Below are 23,404 nucleotides of genomic sequence, written 5' to 3' on the forward strand. Positions count from 1 at the left end.
AAAATCAAAAACCTAGGTCTCTTTCAATTTCTTCCATTTCGATAATATCGTGAGCTTCCAAAAGTGAAGGAACTACAGCTAATTTATCTGAAATAGCATTAAAATCAAGCTCTGTTGCTACAATTACAAACGATTTTTTTGCTTTTTTCTGAACTTTAGAAAGTGGTAAAAAAGCTTTTATATCATTTTCTGAAATATTAGAATCTGAAGATAAATCGATTATAATATTTTGTTTTTCAAAGGTTTTAATTTGTTGCGTTACTTTTTCCAAGAAAGCATTTACATCTCCTTGTGTATCTTTAATCGTAACGGTATGTCCTTTTTGATCTACTTTCATTTTTTAATTTGTGGGGCTTATAAAAATTGATTTTCTGATAGCTAAGGTACGAAGTTTTTTTATAGTTTTAAGTCACAGTCACAGTATTCAGTTTTTTTACTATGACTGTAAACTATCTGCTTAAAAGGGTTTTCAGTCTAAGTTTTTAAGTTTTCAATAACTGAAAACTGCGACTGCGACTGAATACTAAAAATCTACTGAATCTTAGAAGCCAAAAGATAAATAACTGCCATTCTAATCGCTACACCATTCTCAACCTGATTCAAAATCACAGAATGATCAGAATCTGCAACTTCAGAAGTAATTTCTACTCCTCTATTAATTGGTCCTGGGTGCATGATTACGATTTCTTTTCCTAGCGAATCCAAAAGCGGTTTGTCAACTCCGTATTGTTGTGCGTACTCACGAGTTGATGGGAAGAAATTCACATCCATACGTTCGTTTTGCACACGAAGCATATTCGCAACGTCACACCATTCTAAAGCCTTGCGTAAATTCGGTTCAACCGTAACTCCAAGCGATTCAATATATCTTGGAATCAACGTTTTTGGTCCGCAAACTTTTACTTCTGCGCCTTGCATTTGCAAAGCGTATATATTTGATAAAGCTACTCTTGAATGCAAAACGTCACCCACAATAACCACTTTTTTCCCAGCTACATCGCCCAGTTTTTCTCTAATCGAATAACTGTCCAATAAAGCTTGCGTTGGATGTTCGTGCGCGCCATCACCTGCATTTACGATACTTGCTTTGACATTTTTAGATAAAAAATAAGCCGCTCCGGGATTGGAGTGGCGCATTACAACCATATCAACTTTCATCGAAAGTATATTATTTACAGTATCAATCAAGGTCTCTCCTTTTTTAACCGACGATTGAGCCGCAGAAAAACTGATAACATCAGCAGATAAACGTTTCTGCGCTAATTCGAAAGAGAGTTTGGTTCTGGTACTGTTTTCGAAGAAAATATTGGCAATGGTGATATCTCGTAATGAAGGAACTTTTTTAATCGGTCTATTAATGACTTCTTTAAAATGATCTGCCGTTTCAAAAATCAGGTTAATATCATTCTCGTTGATATATTTAATTCCTAATAAATGATTTACGCTTAATTCTTTCATGTTTAATGTTTAACTGTTTATTTGTTTAATCGTTTTTTGCCGTTTAATCGTTTATTTGTTTTGTCGTTTAATCGTCCTCTTTTGGACGTTAAATCAACAAACAATTTCACGCTTCAACTTTTATTTAATTGAATAATCGAAATGAATCGATTAAACAATTAACCGATTTAACGATTAACCAAATTTAATTTGTCACTAAGTGAACAACATCTTCACCATCATTTTCTTGCCAGCTTACAATCACTTTTTCGCCATTAATAGCATCTACCTGACGACCGCGATAATCGGGCTGAATTGGTAAATGACGGCTAAAACGTCTGTCGATTAAAACCAACAATTCAATTTCTGAAGGTCTTCCAAAAGATTGAATGGCTGTTAATGCAGAACGAATGCTTCGGCCTGTAAACAATACGTCATCTATAAAAATGACTTTTTTGTCTTCGACTATAAAATTGATTTGAGTTTTGTTGGCTTCAAGTGGTTTTTCTGTACGACGAAAATCATCTCTAAAAAAAGTGATATCCAAATAACCCAAAGAAATTTCAGGAACTTGGTATTCGTTTTCTAATATCTGTTTTAAACGTTCAGCTAAAAAAACGCCTCTTGGCTGAATTCCCACTAAAATAGTATTTGAAAAATCAAGATGTTTTTCGATTAACTGACAAGCCAAACGGTGAAGTATGATAGTAACTTCTTTTGAATTAAGTAATACTTTCTGGCTCATAATTAATTGTAATGATTGATCGGGCAAATATACGGAATCTGAATTTATTTGTTGGGGTGTTGAAGAGAGAAATGTTTTAGAGTAAAACAAATATGTATGGCTTGTTTTTAATATTTTAAAAAAAAAAACACTTTACAAAATAAATTTACTCAAAAATCATATTTTAGCTAATCATCAAGGTTCAATTTATTACAAATAATATTTTTAAATAACACACCTTTTAAATAGACGAAATCAACCAAAAACTTAAACTAAAAAAATGAATTTAACTGAATTAGAAGAAAGAATTAAAAATAATAGCTCCAAATTAAAATACAAATCTACATATGTGTCAAGTGCCACTGAAAAATCATATATGGGAACAAATTTAATTGAACTAAGAGAAGTATTAAAAGAATTTGAGGATGTAGAAATAATTAGTGATGAATTAAAACTAATAAAGTCTACCTCATTGTTTTCCAGCTATAAAGATGAAGAAATGTTCACTTCAAAAGAAAATATTATTCTTGATAAAAATGTCGAAGCAATACGAATTGGGCTAGAGTTTTTATTAAGATATAAAATTCAAATTGCTAAGCCTGATCATGGACTTTACATAAAATTACCGGAAATCGTTAATTTCGAAGATCTTTCAAAAGTTGCAAACGACTTAAAAAAATCTATCGAAATTCCAATTAATGATCAACAAGATGGGGGTTATATACAAATTCAATCCGCAGAATCAGGCTCTATCTGGCTTCTCATATCAGTCGGAACTATTTCTGCTGTAAACTTAATTGGTGGAATATGTTGGGCTGCTGCAGTTCTTAGGAAGAAGAAAGCTGAGGCTAAAATTTTTGAAGAGCATGCTCGCACATTAGAATTGAAAAATGACGCATTGACTGAAATAATTGAAGCTCAAAAACAACAATATAAAAACATATTACAAGCTGAAGCCGAAGAAATTGCAAATAAAAACTTTAACAATAACTCTCCAGAAGTTATAGAAAGATTAAAACTATCTCTTACAACTACTGCAGACCTTATAGATCGAGGAACTAAAATTTTACCTTCTTCAGACAAAGAATTGAGTCAATCTTTTCCTAATTATTCAAATTTAGATTTGATTGAATCTGCTATCAAAAAAATTGCAAATAATTAAACTTTTAAAATAATTGTTTATAAAAATTTTACTAATCCAAATCCTAAAACATTTCCAAAAAATTCTATAACACATTTCCCTGATTCTTGAAGTAATTTTAATAATGAATTTAAAAACTCAAAATCATGCAAAATAAAATACTTAGATTGTTAATGGTATTCGTAATACTGTTTTCATTTACAAGCTGTGAATTAGTTGGAGACATTTTTAAAGCCGGAATGGGAGTCGGAATTTTTATCGTAATCTTTATCATTGCGATTATTATCTGGATTTTCGCAAGGGTCTTCAAAAAGTAAAACATAAAAAAATCCCAAATTCAAATTGAATTGAATTTGGGATTTTTTATTGGATTTTATAGATTAAAGATTGTACATCTTCTTTCTTTGTTCCTGAATCTTTTCATCATCAAGATATTCGTCAAATGTCATGTAACGGTCGATAACTCCGTTTGGCGTCAATTCTACAATTCGGTTACCAACAGTTTGTGCAAACTCGTGGTCATGTGTTGTGAAAATTACAGAACCTTTAAAGTTTTTCAATGAGTTATTGAAAGCTGTAATAGACTCCAAATCTAAGTGATTTGTTGGTTCATCAAGCATTAAAACGTTAGCGCGCTCCATCATCATTCTAGAAAGCATACAACGTACTTTTTCTCCTCCTGATAAAACTCTAGAAGTTTTTAAAGCTTCTTCTCCAGAGAAAATCATTTTCCCTAAGAAACCTCTAATGAAAACCTCATCGCGCTCTTCTTCTGTTTTAGCGTATTGACGTAACCAATCCACTAAACTTAAATCATTTTCGAAGTAATCGTGGTTTTCAGCTGGCAAGTAAGCTTGATTTGTTGTAATTCCCCAATCAAAACTTCCAGAATCTGCTTTTTGTTCGTTGTTTAAAATTTCGTAGAAAGCAGTTGTAGCACGTGAATCTTTAGAGAAAAGAACGATTTTATCGCCTTTCGCCATATTCAAGTTAATATCTTTAAATAAAACCTCTCCATCTACAGAAGCAGATAAGTTTTCTACGTTTAAGATTTGATCTCCAGCCTCACGATCCTGATCGAAGATAATCGCAGGGTAACGACGGCTAGAAGGTTTGATTTCAGAAATATTCAATTTCGAAATCATTTTTTTACGAGAAGTCGCTTGTTTCGATTTCGCTACGTTTGCACTAAAACGACGAATAAATTCTTCTAACTCTTGTTTCTTCTCTTCTGCTTTTTTATTCTGTTGTGCACGTTGTTTCGCCGCTAATTGGCTAGACTCGTACCAGAACGTATAATTTCCTGAGTAATGATTGATTTTTCCAAAATCAATATCAGAAATATGTGTACAAACCGCATCTAAAAAGTGACGGTCGTGAGATACAACGATTACAGTGTTTTCGTAGTTTGCTAAGAAGTTTTCTAACCAAGCGATTGTCTCGAAATCCAAGTCGTTGGTAGGCTCATCCATGATCAATACATCAGGATTTCCGAAAAGTGCCTGCGCCAAAAGCACACGAACTTTCATTTTTCCTTCCATATCAGACATTAAAGTATAATGATCTGCTTCTGAAATTCCTAAGTTAGACAACATCGCAGCAGCATCAGAATCGGCGTTCCATCCGTTCATCTCTTCAAATTGAACTTGTAATTCTCCAATTCTGTCGGCGTTTTTGTCGTTGTAGTCTAAATAAAGTTCATCCATTTCTTTTTTAACAGCGTACAAAACTTTATTTCCCATCAAAACCGTTTCCAAAACCGTATGCTCATCGTACAAGTTGTGATTTTGAGTTAAAACCGACATACGTTTTCCCGGTTCTAAGTGAATATGCCCAGAAGTTGGATCCATATCACCTGAAATGATTTTAAGAAATGTAGATTTTCCAGCACCATTGGCTCCAATAACGCCGTAAATATTTCCGTGAGTGAATGTAGTATTTACTTCGTCAAACAAAATTCGTTTGCCAAATTGAACTGATAAATTATTGACTGTTAACATGAATGTCTTTTTAATTAATTTGGTGCAAAAGTACGGAAAAAGGTTCAGAGTTGCAAAGATGCAAAGGTGCTAAGTTTTTTATTTAACCATATAAGTAATATAAGTTCATTTTAGCAAAACTTAAATTTTCTTATATTACTTATATGGTTTAAAAATTCACAAAAATTTCTAAGTTGCAAAGATGCTAAGGTTTTTATTTTAACCATATAAGTAATATAAGTTCATTTAAAACTAAACTTACAATTTAAATGCTCTTAAAAATTACTCAAAATTGCAATTTACACCTTCAAAGACTAAACTTATAATCTCTTATATGAACTTATATGGTTTAAAAAATTTTACAATTTACTTTCTTTTGCTAAAGCGACTTCTAAACTTTCAAAATTAGGAAGCACTTTTGAAATAATTCCTTCTTTGTTGATGATAAAGTGTGTTGGGAAAGAATTCAGCTGTAAAGCATTATTCATGTATTCTTTCATATCTGGAATTACTGAATAGGACAAAGGTTTTCTCACTAAAAACGTTTTTAATTGTTCTGGAGAATCTTCGGCTAGACTCATGAAAACAATGTCTTTTCGGTCTTTGTAATCTTCAACTAATTTATTGACTTGCGGAAATTCTCTAATGCAAGGCGTGCAGTGAATGTACCAGCATTTTATTACGATGATTTTTCCTTTCATGGATTCATTTGCAACCAAATTTCCGTTTAAATCTTTGAATGAAAATTGCGGAAAAGCAGTTCCTTCCATCTTGTAGTTTTTGTAAGCATCAAAACCAATTTGGTTTATTGTTGCTTTTATGCTTGTATCTGTTTTTGGCTGAATTTTGAATAGTTTATAAACGTAAATATTCACCTCTGATTTTAATCGAACTGGAATGAAATTTCCGTTTGCCAATTGATCTAAAAAAAATTCTTTTGAGATTTCTTTTGAAGCAGAATCCAAAGCCGTAAAATCTCTGGAAAGCATTATTCCTTTATTATAAACCGACCATTGCTCATAAGTTTTCTGAATTTGTAAGGGATCAACTTCTGGATTTCCAAATTTATTTTGAGCGGTGCTTATTGTAAAAATAAAGAAAAGTGTAATTATAGTGATGAATTTCTGCATGGAATCTGAAACAATTGTATTTGATTTCAAAAGTAGTGAAAGTTTTTTAACCGCAAAGGCGCAAGGGTTTTCGCTAAGTTCGCAAAGGTTTTTTCTTTATTATGATTGAAAACGGAGCAATTCAGTAAGTTCAATATCCAAAGCATTTGCAATTCTTATAAGCGTTTTTATGCCTGTGTTTATTTTAGCTCTTTCAATTCTACCAATTTGATTTCTTGGAATGCCACAATCATCAGCTAAATCTTGCTGAGATAAACCTTTTTTTTCACGCAATTGTCTAATGTGAATTCCGAGATTTGCAATAAAAGTTTCTTCTGAAATATTCATATTTCAAAAGTCATAACAATTATTTTTTAATATGACACAAATTTGTGTCTAAAATTAATATATTTACAAAAAATATAAGATTATGACTATAGAAATTAATTTAAATGAAGTTCAAATTAGATTAAACAATCTTTTTACAGATGAAATTGATTGTAAAGAAATGGCAAAAATAATACGAGAAGTAAATCATGCGATTTCATTATCTATCATGAGAGATAGCGAAACCATCAAATTTGCAGTAAAAAATATTGATGATAGTTTTTATTGGCTTAATAAACTCGCAGAAGTTTTAGATCCTTATTTGGATGCATAAAATATTAGAAACCTTTTAAACATAAAAAAACCTGGCAGTAAAAACTACCAGGTTCATAATGCGCGTCTTTAGGCAAAAACCAAATAACAAATTACCTAAAGCCACATTTGTTAGAAATAAAATAGATTAAAACATAAATAACCAAACTCAATTTTAATCGTCCCGTTTTTTTATTTCTAGATTTTCAATTCTTTTTAGTTTAAAAAGTTCATTACTTTATATGATTTTCTGTTTCCAGATTTATCAGTTACGATCACAACAAACACTTGTTTACTGGCAAAACTGTGGCTATGAAGCAAAACCTCTTTGTTGTTTTGAATATTTCTATGACTTACAATAGTTTGTCCGATTGTGTTAAATACATCAACTTGAGCGATATCTTCATTGTCATTTGACACAGCCAAAGCATTATCTTTAAAATAAGCCACTGTTGTATTATTTGAAGCAGAAATAGTATCAACTGCTAATGCTTTTGCTGTTGCTTGTGATGCAAAATAGGCTGCATAAGCTTTAGACAATTCAGATGAATTACCGCAAGAAGAGGCATCCCAGTTTACAGACCAAGTCATTAAACCTCTTAAAGAAGGATATGGTCCGCCTGGTTGCATCGTGTAAGTTCTTCCTGAAAAAGTAGTTCCAGTTCTTAAATAATGCATCGCATTAATTCCCTCTGTAGGAGTTAAATAACCGCTACCTGCAGCACTTGGACAGGCTGGCAATGCAATAAGAACTTTTGAAGCTGGCAAACCATCAAAACGCATTCCTGTTGTACCAATGTTATAGCCTTTTATCACCATATCGGTTAGGGCTGTTACCATGTTTGATTTCTTAGCTGTACCATAATATTGTCCGTCTAATCCGTTTTCTCCACCTGTATTGTACAATTGCACTGCTAACAAGTCCAATTCGTTGCGCAGGTTTTGAATAATTGGAAGAAAAGAACCAAAAGTATCCGTATAAGTAGAATATCCTCCTTGTACATATTGTGTTTCTGGAGCTGCAGTTAATAAGAATCCAGGACCATAGTAAGCTTTTAATTCTTTGAAAGCATCTACTACGTTTTTTAATCTTGGATAAGCAGAAATACCTGCATAAGAAATGTCTCTTAAATTTCCTGCACTAAAATTCATCGATCCGCCTTCAAAGTCAATATCAACTCCATCAAATTGATATTCATCGATAATGGCTTTCATTCCATTCACAAAAATATTTTTTTGAGCTACAGTTTCTAAAACAACATGACCATTTTGACCTCCGATAGAAATAATAACAGGAACGCCGCTATCTCTAAGGGATTTTATATCATTTTTCAATAATTGTTTATTGAAAACACCGTTGGTCAAATATCTTGTATCATTTGTAGTTAATATTGGTGTGTAACCATCACGATTAACGGTTTCTACAAAAGAATAATCCACTACGTTAAACTTGCTTCCGACCATTTGAGAAAAATATAAAAACGGAGCACCAGCATTTTCCCAAGAATGTGCGTATCCTAAAATGATTTTAGATGGAAGCGGAATAAATCTGTTACTGCTTACTGTAGCAATTTTAATGGTATTATTTAATGTTGTTACACCAGATTTATTATCGGTTGCTTTAATTACAATTGGATAATCCTGATAAGCAGATGGCGTAAAATTATACGTATAAGTATTATTTGTACCTGCTGTCATATTAAATGTACCTCCGTTGATTGTAATCGTAACGCCAGAAACAGATCCGTCACTATCAACAGCTGTAACTGAAATCGGCACAACTTGGAAAGAGTTTTGGTAAATAGTAGTATTCGATGGTGAATTCCAAGTAATTACAGGCAATGAATTCGGGCAATTTGCGCCTGAACAAGTTAATGCAAAACTATATGTTTTTGAATCTGTTGTTCCGTTTGACGCAGTAGCTGTAACAGTTAACGTATGAGAAAGCGAAAACTGATTTGCTACTGGTGTCCAAATTGCTGTGTAAGTTCCCGAAGAATTAGTAGCGCTTATGGTTTGTCCGTCTAAACTAAATACAACAGATGAGATTGTAGTAGCATCTGCAGCACTTAACCCTACACTTGCTACGAAATTAATTGCTGATCCTAAATTTATAGCTATCGTCGAAGCTGTTGGCGCTGTTATGGCAACCACTGGCTTAGTTTCAACCACCGCTTGTCTGTTAAAATTATAAACCGTTGGAGTTGTTGGAACTGCAAAGTTGGCTAAGTTATTTGGATAGTAAGTAACATCACCGTTTTCCCATCCATTTAATTTCAAGCTTAAAATTTGATTATAACCTGCTACAACTGAATTATCAAAAGTATAATTTCCTGATGCATCTGTTGTTGCTAGAACACTTTTCCAGTTGTGTGTGTTATCCGTCCAAGGCAAAACAATTTCTACTTTAGCATTTGCTACTGGAGCTGAACCATTTTTAACCGTTCCGCTGATTAAGTTTGTCGCTGCCGCTAATGCTACTCTAGCCGTCGAAGTTGTATTGAAATTGTAAACCGTTGGAGTTGATGGAACAGGAAAATTTGCTAAATTATTTGGATAATAATTTACTTCTCCGTTTGACCAAGTATTCAACTTCAAACTTGTAACGGTTGTATAACCGTCTGTTACAGTATTATCAAAACTGTATTTTCCTTGTGCATCTGTTGTTGCGATAACGCTTTTCCAGTTGTGTGTATTATCTGTCCAAGGTAAAACCAATTCTACTTTTGCACCTGCAACAGGAGTTGATCCGTTTTTCACAGTTCCACTGATTTTGCTTGAACTTACTACAACATCTTGAGTGAAATTCAACGTTTTATTAGCATTCAAATTAGAATAAACTGTAGAAGCTGGAGTTAAAGTCTGTCCTGTTAAAGCCGCTGTTACTGTGTAATTTCCGCCAGAAGCTAAAGTTAGAGAATAAACTCCGCTTGCATTTGTAACCGCTGTGAAATTTCCTGCTGTAGAAGAAGCTGTAATGGTTACGCCAGAAACTAAAACACCATTATTTAAAACTGTACCGCTTACAGTGTAATTTACAACTGCTGTACCTTGAGTAAAGTTTAATGTTTTATTAGCGTCAATTGCATTATAAACCGTTGAAGCCGGAGCATATGAAAATCCTGATTTTGCAGCTGTAACTGTAAAATTAAGACCAGCTGTCAAACCTGAAATGCTGTAAGTTCCGCTTGCATTTGAAACCGCTGTTAAAGTTGTACTTCCTGAAACTGCCGAAACTGTCACGCCAGAAACTGGTGTAGAACCATCCAAAACTGTTCCGCTTACGGTATAAGTTGGCTGAGTTCCGTTGATTATAACTCCTGTTTGGTTTGTTGTAACGTTGGTCAACGAAACTGGAACAAATGTATAACTCGCTTTTAAAGCTGTTAGCGAATAATTTTGTCCAGAAGTTAAACTATTGAATGTAAAGTTTCCTGTTTGAGAAACTATTGTTTGGATAACTGCATTCGAAGCATTTCGCAATTCAACAGTAACATCTGTAACCAAAGCAGATCCATTTTTTACAGAACCCGCAATGCTTACTGTTCCTGGAACTACGCTTCCAAAAGAAGTATCAACTTGATTCAATAATGAATTTGGAATTGAACCTCTTGTATCTTGAGATAATTCCCAAATCATACCTCCCGCTAAGTTTTTAGATTTAATGTATTGTACTTTTAAATCCATTGATTGTTTATCTTCATAAGAGATAAACTCTTTTCTAGTAGCGTTATATAAATAAGGAACTTTTGTTGTGTTGTCAAAATAACGAACCCATCCTGCCGAAGCCGCAGATGGCGTTACCATCATTGTATTTGGATCTAAATAAGCATGCGAATTAGTAACTGGATTTCCGACTAAATCACAGATTTCGATGCTTCCTGATTTTTCACAAGCTCCAGCACCATCCCATGTTCCAGTTGGATTTTGCGGATTTGTACATCCAGGAACCACGTATCTTGGTGCTGCAACAAATAATCCGTTTGTTGAATTTGTAGCAACGTTATCGAATTTTTTTCCGTAGAAAGGCAATCCCATGATCAATTTATTTGCCGGAAAACCAATTACGTTTAAATATTGATTCGTTAATTCGTCTAATGATTCCGATTGCGTTGCGCCATACAACGGATCGTTTGGATTTCCGCTCGCATATAAAGGAGCATTGTAACAAGTTTTATCATACCAATTTCCTCCAAAATCATATCCGAAATAGGTAATATAATCACAATACGTCGAAATATCTTCGCTCATACCATATTGTGATTTATTGTTTGGCCCTAAATATTGTTTCGAAACGTTTCTAACATTGTTTCCAGCAGCAATCGTAACCAGCTTATTTGGCATTGCCTGACGCATGGCTTTTAATAAGTAAACCAAATTTTTGTTGTCGTCTGGACTGTATTTTTGCGGAGGAACAGGAGCGCCATTTACTATTTCTGTACCGTCAGTTCCACCCGAAAGAGGATATTCCCAATCGATATCAAAACCATCAATAAAAGGATAAGTAGTAATAAAGTTTGCCATATCTGCTGCTAAAGCTGCTCTTGCTACAGGACTTGCAGCAATTGGAGAAAGGTCTTGTCCTTTTGTCCAACCTCCAACAGAAATTAAAATTTTTAAATGCGGATACTTTTCTTTTAATTTCTTCAAATCATAAAAGTTTCCTTTTACTGGAGCATCCCAAGGGATTCCTCCTTCCATATGCTCAAAATCGGCATAGGTATCTAAACATTTTAACTTTGTATTCTCTGGATGGGCAGGATCATAAGTTGTCCCATAAAAAGAATAATTTAAATGCGTTATTTTGCTTCCATCAATTTTCGGAACATTGAAATCCCGAGCATAAATAGACCATTGCGCATAATACCCCACTACTTTTTTTCCGTGAGCTGGTTGAGCCAACGCTAGTAAGGGAAACAGTAACAAAAAGAGTAATCTGTAATAATGTTTCATAGTTAATAAATATTAGTTAATAGAAAATAAATAATTGGGCCACAGAAGCTTAAACTCTTCTGGGTTTCGCTCAACTGCAGATTGGAACCCCGCGGTCGATTGGAAATAAACTCAAATTATGTTCTATAGATAAATATTACTATTTCTGATTCATTCATAATCATTAGTAAATAGTAGTGATTGATATTTATTTATAATTTTTAAAAAATTAATCGTAAATACAAATGATAAATTTGGGACTAATCATCAATCTATACTCTCGTTTTTTTGTCATGTTTTGTTGTATTCTTTTTATTTGGTTTTTTAAAAGTTAATACTATTCTCACGGCTTATACTTTATTATTTGATTAAGTTAAGTGCTGATTATTCTGAAATCCCAGCCATAACCATCTCTACCGAGGAACTTCGGCAGAGATAATTAAAAGCCTGATTAATGGTAACTCTAATTAACACTAACTCAACCAAATTTTTATATTAGTTTCTTCAAACTCTCATAAACTGACAATTCTACGTCAGCATGATCTTTTGTATTGCATTGCTCAATTAAATTTTTTAAATCTGCTGATTTTAAAGTCGATTTATTATCTAATACAAGTAATAATTCTTGCGATGCGTCGCTTAATTTTTTTGATAAAGGCAAAATTGGCTGTACTAATGGCGCATTTGCGCTCAATTCAATCAATGCTTTATTAACAGCAATCCATTTATTAAAAAAGGCAGCCACTTTTGCTTTATTATCTGCCGATTTATTGGCTAAATATTGATTTACAGCTGCGTCAAATGAAAGCGCATCTTTTGCATCTGGTCCGCAAGCATCTGCAAACAAAGTAAACGGAGAATACATTTGATACTCTGTTCCTCCTTTGTTGCGCGTATATCCTTTTAAAGGCTCACTTACTTTAGAAAATTCTTCAAGCGATTGAATATTTTGGTTGTTGGCGATATTTCTTAAAATCACATCTTTGTTGCGAATGTGTGTAATGCCTAATTCTTCTAATCTGAAAGAAATATTTTCTAAACGTTTACGCATATTTTCCACATCTACTACATCTTCTGCAGACCAAAGTCTTTCCGCAATAGCAGCTGTTCTTGGCCAAACTCTAGAATCTATAGTTGTTGGTGTAGTCAATTCTGTCCACATTGTAGCTTCTCCACCTAAAATTCTTGCTTTTTCGTCGCTTGTTAAATTGGCTCCTTTTGGCATCGGATCATTTAAATAATGACTTGCAATTGGATACATCAAATCGATGTAATAACCATTTGAAAGAACGGTTTTGTATCCTTTTTTAACTGCGTCTACAAGAGATTGACCTGCTGGCATTCCTTCATTTGGACCTCTCCAAGAATGCACAATGGCTTCTTTAGACAAATCTTTCGTTAAGATTTCTTCCCAACCCATTAATTGTTTTCCGTGTTTCTTTAACATTGGAGCCAATTGCATGGTGAAATAAGTTTGTAATTCGTGGTTAGTCTTTAAATTATGTTTCTTTTTAAATTCTTGAATTTTTGGATTTGCATCCCAGTCTTTTCCTTCGTTTTCATCTCCACCAATGTGAAAATATGCCCCTGGAAACAACGGACAAACCTCATCAAAGACTTCGCTCAATAATTGATAGGTTTTAGGATTTGAAGGATCTAATGTTGGCGAAAAAATACCCGCATTTCTTTCAATTCCATAGGTAGCGATTGCTGTACCTTGAATATTTTTTTCGGATGTTCCTCCTGTCAGCGTGATTACTTTACTGCCAATTTCTGGATAAGCCGTTAAAATTGCAGATCCGTGACCTGGAACATCTATTTCTGGAACTATTAAAATACCGCGTTCATCAGCGTATTTTACGATATTTTTAATTTCCTCTTGTGTGTAATACATTCCATCTGAAGCTAATTGAGTAAACTTTGGATGTTTTTTCATTTCAATTCTCCAACCTTGATCATCAACCAAATGCCAGTGAAAAACGTTCATTTTTACTGCTGCCAATGCATCGATATTTCTTTTGATTACATCAACGGGCTGAAAATGTCTTGAAGCATCAATCATTAAACCTCTCCAAGTAAATCTTGGGAAATCTGAGATTTTTGAAACTGGAAAATAAAACGATTTTGAATTGTTTTGAAGCATTTGCAACAAGGTCTCCAAACCATGTAAAGCTCCTAAATCACTTGAAGCGTTTAAAGTGATTTTGTTAGAAGTGATATCCAAATGATAACTTTCATCTTCGTATAAACCAATTTTTCCGCTTTTAGTGCAATTGATTTGTAATTCCGCATTGGGAACTTCATTCAATTTGGCGATAAAACCTTGTTCAAAAAAAATACCTGTTCTACCATCTAAGCGGCGTAAAAAACGCGTTACTCCTCCAAATATTCTATCATTTGGATTTCCTGTAATGTTTACTTTAAAATTTTTAGTTAAATTAAAATTACCGTCATTAATAACAACATTTTGAGGCCAAGGCATAAGATTCAGCTGCTCCTTCTGGACTTGAGCACCTGCAGTTAAACCCGCAAATAATAGTACAAATAAATATTTCATTTTTCTTTTTTTTTGGTGGATACTTTTTGATAAATGTCCGAATTTATATAAAAAAGACAAAATCCAGAATGATATCTGCAGTACCTCACTTTTACAAGTAATCATCTGAATTTTGCCATTTGATTCATTTACAAACGAATCACAAAACTTTAATAATCAAAACGTTTAAATGCTTCAATTGCTTCATATTCAGCCAAACCTAATTCATCATATAAGATGGCTGTATTTTTATTACGATCTTCTGCCCTAACCCAGAATTCACGAGAGTCATTACCTTGAAACATTACTCTGTCTTTTTGAGACTGATGATGCAAAATCGCATGACGTTTCAACAAAACCTCTGATGGACTTAACGGAACAGCCATATCAATTTCGTGAATGTCCCATTCGTGCCAAGCTCCTCTGTAAAGCCACAGCCAGCAGTCATTCATGTATGGTTCTGGTTTAAGTATTTTTAAAGCGGCAAAAATGGCATTTAAACAAACCTCATGTGTTCCGTGCGGATCTGCAAGATCTCCTGCAGCAAAAACTTGATGCGGTTTTATTTTTGCGATAATATCTTTTACAATTGCAATATCTTCTGGTCCTAACGGATTCTTTTTAACTTGTCCCGTTTCATAAAAAGGAAGATCTAAAAAGTGTGTATTTTCATCTTTCAGTCCAATATATCTTGTGGCTCCGTAAGATTCTCTTCTTCTGATCAGTCCTTTTAATTTTCGAACTTCCAAGGAATCTATTTGATTTTCAGATTTATTGTTTAAAAATTCGATAACCGATTTGAAATTGATATCTGATTTTTCATCTCCAATAAAATCACTAGCTACTTCTGCAAATTTTAAAGCTTCATCATCTGAAACCGCAATATTTCCTGAAGTCTGGTAGACCACATGAACATCGTGTCCTTGTTTGATTAATTTAGAAAATGTTCCTCCCATAGAAATCACATCATCGTCTGGGTGCGGACTAAAAAGAATCACTCTTTTTTTAGCCGGATTTGCCCTTTCTGGACGAAATGAATCATCTGTGTTTGGTTTCCCTCCTGGCCATCCAGTAATTGTGTGCTGCAAAATATTAAACATATGGATGTTCATATCGTAAGCAGAACCTTCTTGAGCCAAAAGATCAGACATTCCGTTATTGTTATAATCACGGTCAGTCAATTTCAAAATAGACTGTTTTGTTTTTTGACACAACCAAACAATCGCTTTACTTTTTAATTCTGGAGTCCAAAGACATTCGCCAACTAACCAAGGTGTTTTGAAACGAGTTAATTCTGATGCCGCAGACTGATCTAAAACAAAAGTAGCATTAGGATGATTCTGTAAAAATGTAGCTGGAACTTCTGAACTGATATCTCCTTGAATTGTTCTTTTTATAATTTCAGCTTTGTTTTGCCCCCAAGCCATCAAAACAATACGTTTTGAGCGCAAGATGGTTGAAACTCCCATTGTAATGGCGCGTTTCGGCACATTATCAATACCATTAAAAGCTGATGATGCATCGACTCTTGTGATATGATCTAAGGTAATGATTCTTGTTCCTGAATTGATGTGCGAACCTGGTTCGTTAAATCCAACGTGTCCTGTTCTACCAATTCCAAGCAATTGAAAATCAAGACCACCCGCATTTTTAATATTCATTTCATAATCGATACAATATTGATTGATTTCCTCAATTGCAACTGTACCATCAGGAACATTAATATTTTCAGGTTTGATATCAATATGATTAAAAAGATGCTCATGCATGAAATAATGATAGCTCTGATTGTTCTCCTTGGTCATCGGATAATATTCATCCAAATTAAAGGTGATTACATTGCTAAAACTAAGTCCTTCTTCTCTGTGCATTCGCACTAGTTCCTCATAAACTTTGATCGGAGAAGAACCTGTTGCAAGACCTAAAACACAAGATTTATTTTTCTCCTGCTTAGATCTAATTAGCTGCGCAATTTCCTGTGCTACAATTACAGAAGCTTCAATAGAATTTTTGAAGATTTCGATATGAATTTTTTCAAATCGAGTTTCTTCAAATTTTCCCGCGCTTTTGTAACTAATATCAGGTTTTATTTCTAAAGCACTTTTCATTTCTTTTCTTTTTTGTAGTAATTACCATTTTGGTTTAAGAATGGTATAGATAGCTTTCACCATCTATACCATACTACTAACCAAACTTAATATTCTTTTTTTCTTAGAAATTTGGAGCGTTTACGTCCCACCAAGTTCTAGTCCCTCCGTTATCAGGACCGTTAAGTTTTGCGATACCTGTTTTAAGACCTTCTGGGTTACCATCTTTTTCAGTAGAAACAAAGTTGATTCTTCTTACACCGAATTCAGTAGTAATTGCACCAGCACTTTGGTTGTTAAGAATTGGTAATAATTTAGGATAACCCGTTCTACGGTGTTCAGCCCAAGCCTCCATACCGTCAGGGAAGTTAGCGATCCATTTTTGAGTAATAATTTTTTGCAATTTCACTTCATTACTTGCAGTGTCATCCCAAGCAACAGTCACATCATTCACAGCCAAACCGCTATTAAACGGAGCAACTGGATCTACATAATCTTTTGCTGTTTTTACATCATTTGCAATATAATCAGAAGCACCACCTACAGAAAGCTGTTCAAAAGAAGCCGTAATACCTGCTTTGTAAAATGTTTCAGCATCACCGCCCATATTCCAGCCTCTTAAAGCTCCTTCTGCTCTTAAGAAATAAATCTCAGCTGTATTTAACCAAACAACTTGTTTATCTTCATCTATTATCTTACCAAAGTTCGAAAACTTAATGTGTTTTGACTTATCACCAAGATTACCACCAGTACGGATTCCCTTATATTCTCCAGGGAATTCTTCTGAAGTTTTAAAGTAAACACTTATTCTAGGATCACTGTAACCTCCCATGATAGACTCCATATCCGCAGACATACGGCTATCATTATATTCATAAGCAGCAACTCTAAGTGGGTGTTGCGAAACATCTTTATTCACAATAAAGCTGTCTGCGTTTACTGTCATTACACCAAATTTTTGGCTAACTGCTTTTTCAGCTTCCGCTTTAGCTAATGTTGGATTTGCTTTTACAATACGCATTGCTAATCTTAAACGTAAAGAGTTTGCATATCTAACCCATTTTGTATAGTCTCCTTTATAAGTCGAACGATCGATTTTTGCAAAAGAACTTGTTTCACCTGCATCAATTCTTTTTGTTAATTCCGCAACAGCAAAATCTAAATCTTTAAACATTAAGCCATAAGCTTCTTCTTGAGAATCATAACCAATTGCTGCATCTGTAGTACCTAATTTAGAATAAACTATTGGTCCCCATGAATCTGCGGCTTTATGTAAAGTCTGTACTTTTACTATTGTTGCCAAAGCATAAAACTCATCATATTTTCCTTTAGATGCAGCTTCAACTTTTAAGTAATTTGCCATTACTTGCGTGTAAATAGCTTCCCAGCCCCAAAGGTTCCAGTTATCTGAAAGCGCATAAGAAAGGTTATTATTACCGTCAAAACCTGGCGCTGTAGTATATCCGCCCCAAGTGTTACCCGATAAATCTATAGCCACCTGATACTTCCACCCTGGCACATTTACCATAACGTTGTCAAACATTGTAGTAAAAGGCCCTTTAATATGATTAAAGTCTTGTGTTAATTCCTCTTGTGTAAAACCATCAGGATTACTGTTAATCTCGTCAAAATTATCTGTACAACCAACTAAGGTCAAAAGACCAAGACAGATTAGTGATTTTTTTATATTATTTGTTTTCATGATGTTTTAATTAGAAAGTTACATTTAAATTAAGACCAATACTTCTTGTTGATGGTAAACCGTAAATATCAACTCCTTGTAAACCCTGACCTGTACTTAAAGCAATGTTTGGATCGAATGGTGCATCTTTATAAAAGAAGAATAAGTTTCTTGCGATTAACGATAAAGTTGCTGTATTAACAAATGGAATTGCTTTTTTGTTAAAAGTATATCCAAGCGAAACCTCTCTTAAACTTACGTTTGTAGCGTCATAAACATATTCAGCTGTTGCTCCATTAAGACCACCTACAGCTTCATAATATTTTTGAGCATCAATTTTAGATACTTTTGTTCCATCAGGCATAACTGCATTTACAGCAACACCACCAGCATTTCTAGCATCTGCAGATCTTTTTGACACCCCATAAAAATCATTCATACCTTCAGTAATACTCATTACGTCTCCACCAAAGCGACCATCGATCAAGAAGTTAGCTGTAAAAGAACCAAATTTAAATGTGTTAGACCAACCTAACATAAAATCAGGGTTTGCATTACCAACTTCGTGAAAATCGGCTTCAACTGCTAAGTTTCCTTTATCATCTAAAACAATTTCCCCTTTATCATTTCTTACGATACCTTTTCCTTCAATAACACCAAATGGTCTTCCTTCAGTTAAAGAATATCTGTAATTGATATTATTTACAGGAGTTAATGGAATTTGGCCTCCTAATTCTGCTGGAATTTCTTTTACTTTATTTCTGTTATGAGAGTAGTTCACCATAGTTTCCCATGAGAATTTTTGTCCTTCAATAATTTTTCCACTTACAACAAGCTCGATACCTTGGTTTGCAATACTACCCGCATTTATTCCGTAGAAAGTATAACCGTAAGGGTTTGTTGCGGGAGCCGGAACTTGAATGTATTGATTTTTAGTTTCTGAGTTGTAGTATGAAATTTCGAAACCTAATCTATTGTTGAACATTCTCCACTCAGTACCAAATTCAAATTCTGATTTCAATTCAGGTTTCAATCCATCACCTGGTCTTGGCCCAACTACAGGAGGGATAATATTACCACCCTGAATAGTTGATTTTGGAGAAGTTACAAAAGCAGAAACGTCATTACCCACTTGAGCATAAGTTCCTCTCACTTTTCCGAAGTTAATCCATTCTGGCATTGTTGTCATTTCACTAATAAGAGCAGTAACTCCTACAGATGGATAAAAATAAGATGAAGTATCAGTATTTACTAAAGTAGAAGACCAATCATTACGTCCTGTAACATCTAAGTATAACATGTTTTTATAACCAAAAGTTGCAGAAGCAAAAACTGACTGAACTTCTCTTGAAGAACCTGTAGCCTGAAGGCTTAAGTTATCTAAACCACTAGCACTTGCAAAATTCCCCAAGGTAAACAAGTTAGCATTTACAAGTCCGCCAACAATACCAGAATCCAAAGTAGTTGATTGATTTGCTAATGTGTTATTGATACTTCCTCCTACGATAGCATTAAAGCTAAAATCTTCGTTGAAATTAGTATTAATTTTAGCAATCAAATCTCCGTAACGTTGTGTGCTTAAATTAGCAACATTTATATATCTACCGTTTATATTAGATAAAGAAGTATTTGTTGTAGCATAAATCTTTTTATCATAATCGTTTTCAACTCTATTGTAGCTATATCTAGCCCCAATGCTCAACCAATTGTTTGCTTTGTAATCTAAAGCTAAATTTCCATTGAAAAAATTATCTTTATCTACAGATTTGTTTCTGTTGATTAACCAATAAGGATTTTGAACATAGATATCAGCATTAGGTGCGCTGTAAAAGTTTTGACCGTATAGGTTTCTAGAAGGAATAAAAGTTTCGAAATTATCTTTATAATAATTAAAGTCATTTCCTCTTTGGAACAAATAAACTCCCGTTAATGGGTTTGAGTAAAGTCCGTTTACAGGTCTGTTATTAATTGTTTGCGATGTATATTTTGCATCAGCAGAAACAGTTAATTTATTGTTGAAAAATTTACCTGTCTGGCGGATTCCAAAGTTGTTTTTCTTTAAGCCGTTACCTTCAATAACTCCTGAAGCTGTAGTATTAGCGTAAGATATGCTTGTTGAAGAAACATCAGATCCAGTTGTAAAAGCAGCAGAAGTAATTTGAGTAACTCCTGTGTTAAAGAAGTCTTTTACAAAATCATTTGACTGTACTTTTCCTCCCCAAGATTTTTGTGCATCTGCTGTTCCATATTCAAACTGAAATTCTGGTAATGAGTGAACAGATTCGAAAGTAGTAACAGAAGAAACAGCTAAATTTCCTGTGTTTTCTTTCACTTTTTTAGAAGACAATAAAATAACCCCATTTGCTCCTTGAGATCCGTATAATACAGAAGCTGCCGCACCTTTAAGTACTGTCATACCTTCGTAGTCGTCTGGATTAATCAAAGAAATAACATCTCCTCCATCACGGTTACCTCCAGCAGTACTACCAAATGAATCATTTGACGCATTTGTATTACCCTGCTGATTTGATGTACCATTATACATAGGAATACCATCAATAACATAAAGTGGCTGGCTGTTCATGATAGATGAGTTACCACGAATTACCACTTTTGTAGATCCACCAGTACCTCCAGAACTTTTTGTTACCGCAACACCCGCAACTTTACCTGCGATTGTATTTATTACGTTGGCATCTTTTACACGAGTTAACTCTTCACCTTTAAGCTCTTGAGCTGCATATGTTAAAGATTTTCTTGTTTTCTTAAGACCTAAAGAAGTTACAACAACCTCATTTAATGCATTTGAAGCGCCTTGAACCATTTTTACATTAATTGTACCAGCGTCTCCTACAACTATCGTCTGAGTTTCTAGTCCTACATAAGTAAAAACTAAACTTTGACCTTTTTGAACTTCAATAGTATACAATCCGTCAAAATCGGTAGTCGTTCCCTTTTGACCTCCTTGCACAGCAACAGAAGCTCCTGGTAATGGCATACCGTCAGAATCTGTAATCACACCTTTGACACTTTTTACTTGTGCAAGCGAAACTTGCGCCGTAAAAACAATCATAAAGATTAAGAAAATTTTTTTCATGTTTATTTTATTTTGTTAGTTATGAAGTAAAATTATTCTTAAGGCATTGTTAAAAAAAATAAATTAAACCAACGACAAGAAAATTTAAACCAACGACATAAATCATTCAATAATACGTTTTACGAAAACGTTCTACTCGAAAAATTAAACACCTATATTCATTTTTTTTAAAATTTTATTCAAAAAAATTGGCTTTTTGCAGTTAATTGTTTAAAGTTGCACAATATTTAGACATTGTTAAGAAAAACCAAAAATCATTTAAACAACTAGAATCAGTTGAAAGAAATACGAAAAGTTAAATTTGATATTAAACTGCAAAATCATGTTTGGTTCTGGGGTATATATTTTACTTTAAACTTTTTAAGATGGGGTGCATATTTTAATGATTATCCATATGCATTCAAATCAAACCTAATTGAATTTTCATTGGTTATTCCTTTAGTGTATTTAAATTTATTCGTTTTAGTTCCAAAATATGTATTAAAACAGAAATACATAATGTATACTTTTTTATTGCTCCTGAGTTTATTTGGAATTTATTTAGCTAAAACTGCATTAACCTATTACATCATATCCGAAAATATTTGGCCTGAAGCCAATAGAGAATACCATCCTTTTGAGATTAATCATATCGTTGCAGTTTGTATAGGAGAATTGTATGTTCTAGCAATGGCATCTTCTGTATATCTGACTTTAACTTGGTTAAGAGAACGTGAAAGAAACAGATCTTTACGAGAAAATCAATTTAAGATCAAACTGAAATATCTTGAAAACCAGATTCAGCCACATTTTTTCTTTAACACATTAAACAATCTATACGCTTTATCTTTAGAATCATCAAAGAAAGTTCCAGATGTAATTATAAAACTTTCTAATTTGATGGAATATGTTTTGTATGATGTAAAAGGAACCAAATTTGTTCCGTTGATAAAAGAAATCGATTATATCCAAAATTATATTGAAATTGAAAAACTTCGTTTCGAAAATGTTGAAGTAACCATAAATTTAGAATCCAATATAGAAGATGTTGTTGTACCGCCTTTAATCTTTATTTCTTTGGTTGAAAACGCTTTTAAACATGGTGGATTAAACAACAAAAATTTAAAAATAAAAATCAATTGCAAAGTTATAGACAACAAAATACTTGATTTTGAAATCTTAAATAATTTTGTAATTTCACAAAACCATAATCCAAAAAAAGGAATTGGATTGGTGAATACAAAAAAAAGATTGAAATTGATTTACAAAAGCAATTTTAGTCTAAAACATCAAACCAAACTAAATTTCTACATAATTAGATTACAAATACCTACTCATAATGAAAATTAAATGCGTGTTAATTGATGATGAGCCACTAGCTATTAAAGTTCTGGAAAATTATTTCACCAATTTTACAGACTTTGAAGTTATAGCAACATTCACTAACTCTCTAGAGGCGCTCGATTTTCTCAACAGCACACCTGTTGACGCCGTCTTTTTAGATATCAACATGCCAATGATGACTGGTTTTGAACTTATTAGCTTAATAGAAAACAAAACAAAAGTTATCATAACAACTGCTTTTAGAGAATTTGCAGCCGAAAGTTATGATTTAGATGTGTTGGATTATTTGGTAAAACCAATTCCGCTACCGAGATTTATTAAATGCATCAATAAAATTACCACCGAATACAATCTCAAAAACAATATTAAAGTCGAAACTGCAAAAGGCGATTCTCATATTTTTATCAAAGTCGATAAAAAAATGATGAAAATTAATATTGAAGAAATTCTTTTTGTTGAAGGAATGAAAGAATACATCAAAGTGGTCACACCAGATAAAACCTATATTACCCATAAATCTCTTACATCACTATCTGAAGAATTACCCGCAGACCGCTTCCTTAGAATCCATAAATCTTATGTAATTGCTTTAAATAAGGTGAAATCTATAGAAGGAAACCGTGTTCAAATACAATCTTATAATATTCCGATAGGCCGAAACTACAGCAAAGAGGTTAAAAACAAGATATTGGAATAAAATATAATTACGAATTACATTT

The 23,404-nt window shown here is 33.4% G+C and carries 16 protein-coding genes; 5 read left to right on the forward strand and 11 right to left on the reverse strand.

What is annotated here, in order from left to right; genetic code table 11:
- Positions 1-4: 4 nt before the first annotated feature.
- From QLQ96_RS20940 to pyrR, 3 genes are all read right to left on the reverse strand, one after another.
- Positions 5-337 carry a ribonuclease Z gene (locus tag QLQ96_RS20940; RefSeq protein WP_482493069.1) on the reverse strand — a complete coding sequence of 111 codons (333 nt, stop codon included), beginning with the start codon at positions 335-337 and terminating at the stop codon, positions 5-7.
- Between the two features lie 194 nt (positions 338-531).
- Positions 532-1,458, reverse strand: coding sequence for an aspartate carbamoyltransferase catalytic subunit (locus tag QLQ96_RS20945; protein ID WP_074658379.1), 927 nt, complete (start codon positions 1,456-1,458; stop codon positions 532-534).
- A gap of 184 nt (positions 1,459-1,642) precedes the next feature.
- Entirely contained in the window at positions 1,643-2,182 is a 540-nt protein-coding gene (pyrR, locus tag QLQ96_RS20950; protein ID WP_125722863.1) for a bifunctional pyr operon transcriptional regulator/uracil phosphoribosyltransferase PyrR, read from the reverse strand.
- Between the two features lie 259 nt (positions 2,183-2,441).
- Here pyrR and QLQ96_RS20955 point away from each other — a divergent pair, with 259 nt between their 5' ends.
- Both QLQ96_RS20955 and QLQ96_RS20960 read left to right on the forward strand, forming a co-directional pair.
- Positions 2,442-3,323, forward strand: coding sequence for a hypothetical protein (locus tag QLQ96_RS20955; protein ID WP_482493070.1), 882 nt, complete (start codon positions 2,442-2,444; stop codon positions 3,321-3,323).
- Positions 3,324-3,448: 125 nt separating this feature from the next.
- Positions 3,449-3,619, forward strand: coding sequence for a hypothetical protein (locus QLQ96_RS20960; RefSeq protein WP_482493071.1), 171 nt, complete (start codon positions 3,449-3,451; stop codon positions 3,617-3,619).
- 63 nt (positions 3,620-3,682) lie between these two features.
- Here QLQ96_RS20960 and QLQ96_RS20965 read toward each other — a convergent pair whose 3' ends face one another.
- From QLQ96_RS20965 to QLQ96_RS20975, 3 genes are all read right to left on the reverse strand, one after another.
- Positions 3,683-5,302, reverse strand: coding sequence for an ABC-F family ATP-binding cassette domain-containing protein (locus QLQ96_RS20965; protein WP_482493072.1), 1,620 nt, complete (start codon positions 5,300-5,302; stop codon positions 3,683-3,685).
- Positions 5,303-5,640: 338 nt separating this feature from the next.
- Positions 5,641-6,441, reverse strand: coding sequence for a TlpA family protein disulfide reductase (locus tag QLQ96_RS20970; protein ID WP_482493073.1), 801 nt, complete (start codon positions 6,439-6,441; stop codon positions 5,641-5,643).
- Positions 6,442-6,510: 69 nt separating this feature from the next.
- A complete protein-coding gene (locus QLQ96_RS20975) occupies positions 6,511-6,738 on the reverse strand; it encodes a helix-turn-helix domain-containing protein (RefSeq protein ID WP_482493074.1) in 228 nt (75 codons plus the stop codon).
- Positions 6,739-6,820: 82 nt separating this feature from the next.
- Here QLQ96_RS20975 and QLQ96_RS20980 point away from each other — a divergent pair, with 82 nt between their 5' ends.
- The gene (locus tag QLQ96_RS20980; RefSeq protein ID WP_482493075.1) at positions 6,821-7,051 is read left to right on the forward strand and encodes a hypothetical protein; all 231 of its coding nucleotides are present in this window, start codon (positions 6,821-6,823) and stop codon (positions 7,049-7,051) included.
- A 194-nt stretch (positions 7,052-7,245) separates the two neighbouring features.
- Here QLQ96_RS20980 and chiA read toward each other — a convergent pair whose 3' ends face one another.
- From chiA to QLQ96_RS21005, 5 genes are all read right to left on the reverse strand, one after another.
- Positions 7,246-11,982: a T9SS-translocated chitinase ChiA gene (chiA, locus tag QLQ96_RS20985; protein WP_482493076.1), complete on the reverse strand. Its 4,737-nt coding sequence runs from the start codon at positions 11,980-11,982 to the stop codon at positions 7,246-7,248.
- Between the two features lie 469 nt (positions 11,983-12,451).
- Positions 12,452-14,518: a beta-N-acetylhexosaminidase gene (locus QLQ96_RS20990; protein WP_482493077.1), complete on the reverse strand. Its 2,067-nt coding sequence runs from the start codon at positions 14,516-14,518 to the stop codon at positions 12,452-12,454.
- 149 nt (positions 14,519-14,667) lie between these two features.
- Complete coding sequence (nagB, locus tag QLQ96_RS20995; protein ID WP_482493078.1) at positions 14,668-16,605, reverse strand: glucosamine-6-phosphate deaminase; 1,938 nt, start codon at positions 16,603-16,605, stop codon at positions 14,668-14,670.
- Between the two features lie 103 nt (positions 16,606-16,708).
- Entirely contained in the window at positions 16,709-18,286 is a 1,578-nt protein-coding gene (locus QLQ96_RS21000; protein WP_482493079.1) for a RagB/SusD family nutrient uptake outer membrane protein, read from the reverse strand.
- A 10-nt stretch (positions 18,287-18,296) separates the two neighbouring features.
- Positions 18,297-21,362, reverse strand: coding sequence for a SusC/RagA family TonB-linked outer membrane protein (locus tag QLQ96_RS21005; RefSeq protein ID WP_482493080.1), 3,066 nt, complete (start codon positions 21,360-21,362; stop codon positions 18,297-18,299).
- A gap of 276 nt (positions 21,363-21,638) precedes the next feature.
- Here QLQ96_RS21005 and QLQ96_RS21010 point away from each other — a divergent pair, with 276 nt between their 5' ends.
- Both QLQ96_RS21010 and QLQ96_RS21015 read left to right on the forward strand, forming a co-directional pair.
- A complete protein-coding gene (locus tag QLQ96_RS21010; RefSeq protein WP_482493081.1) occupies positions 21,639-22,691 on the forward strand; it encodes a sensor histidine kinase in 1,053 nt (350 codons plus the stop codon).
- Positions 22,681-23,382, forward strand: coding sequence for a LytR/AlgR family response regulator transcription factor (locus tag QLQ96_RS21015; protein ID WP_482493082.1), 702 nt, complete (start codon positions 22,681-22,683; stop codon positions 23,380-23,382). The genes QLQ96_RS21010 and QLQ96_RS21015 overlap by 11 nt, the downstream gene beginning before the upstream one ends.
- The last annotated feature ends 22 nt before the right edge of the window (positions 23,383-23,404 follow it).

The sequence above is a fragment of the Flavobacterium sp. B167r genome (assembly GCF_056824315.1).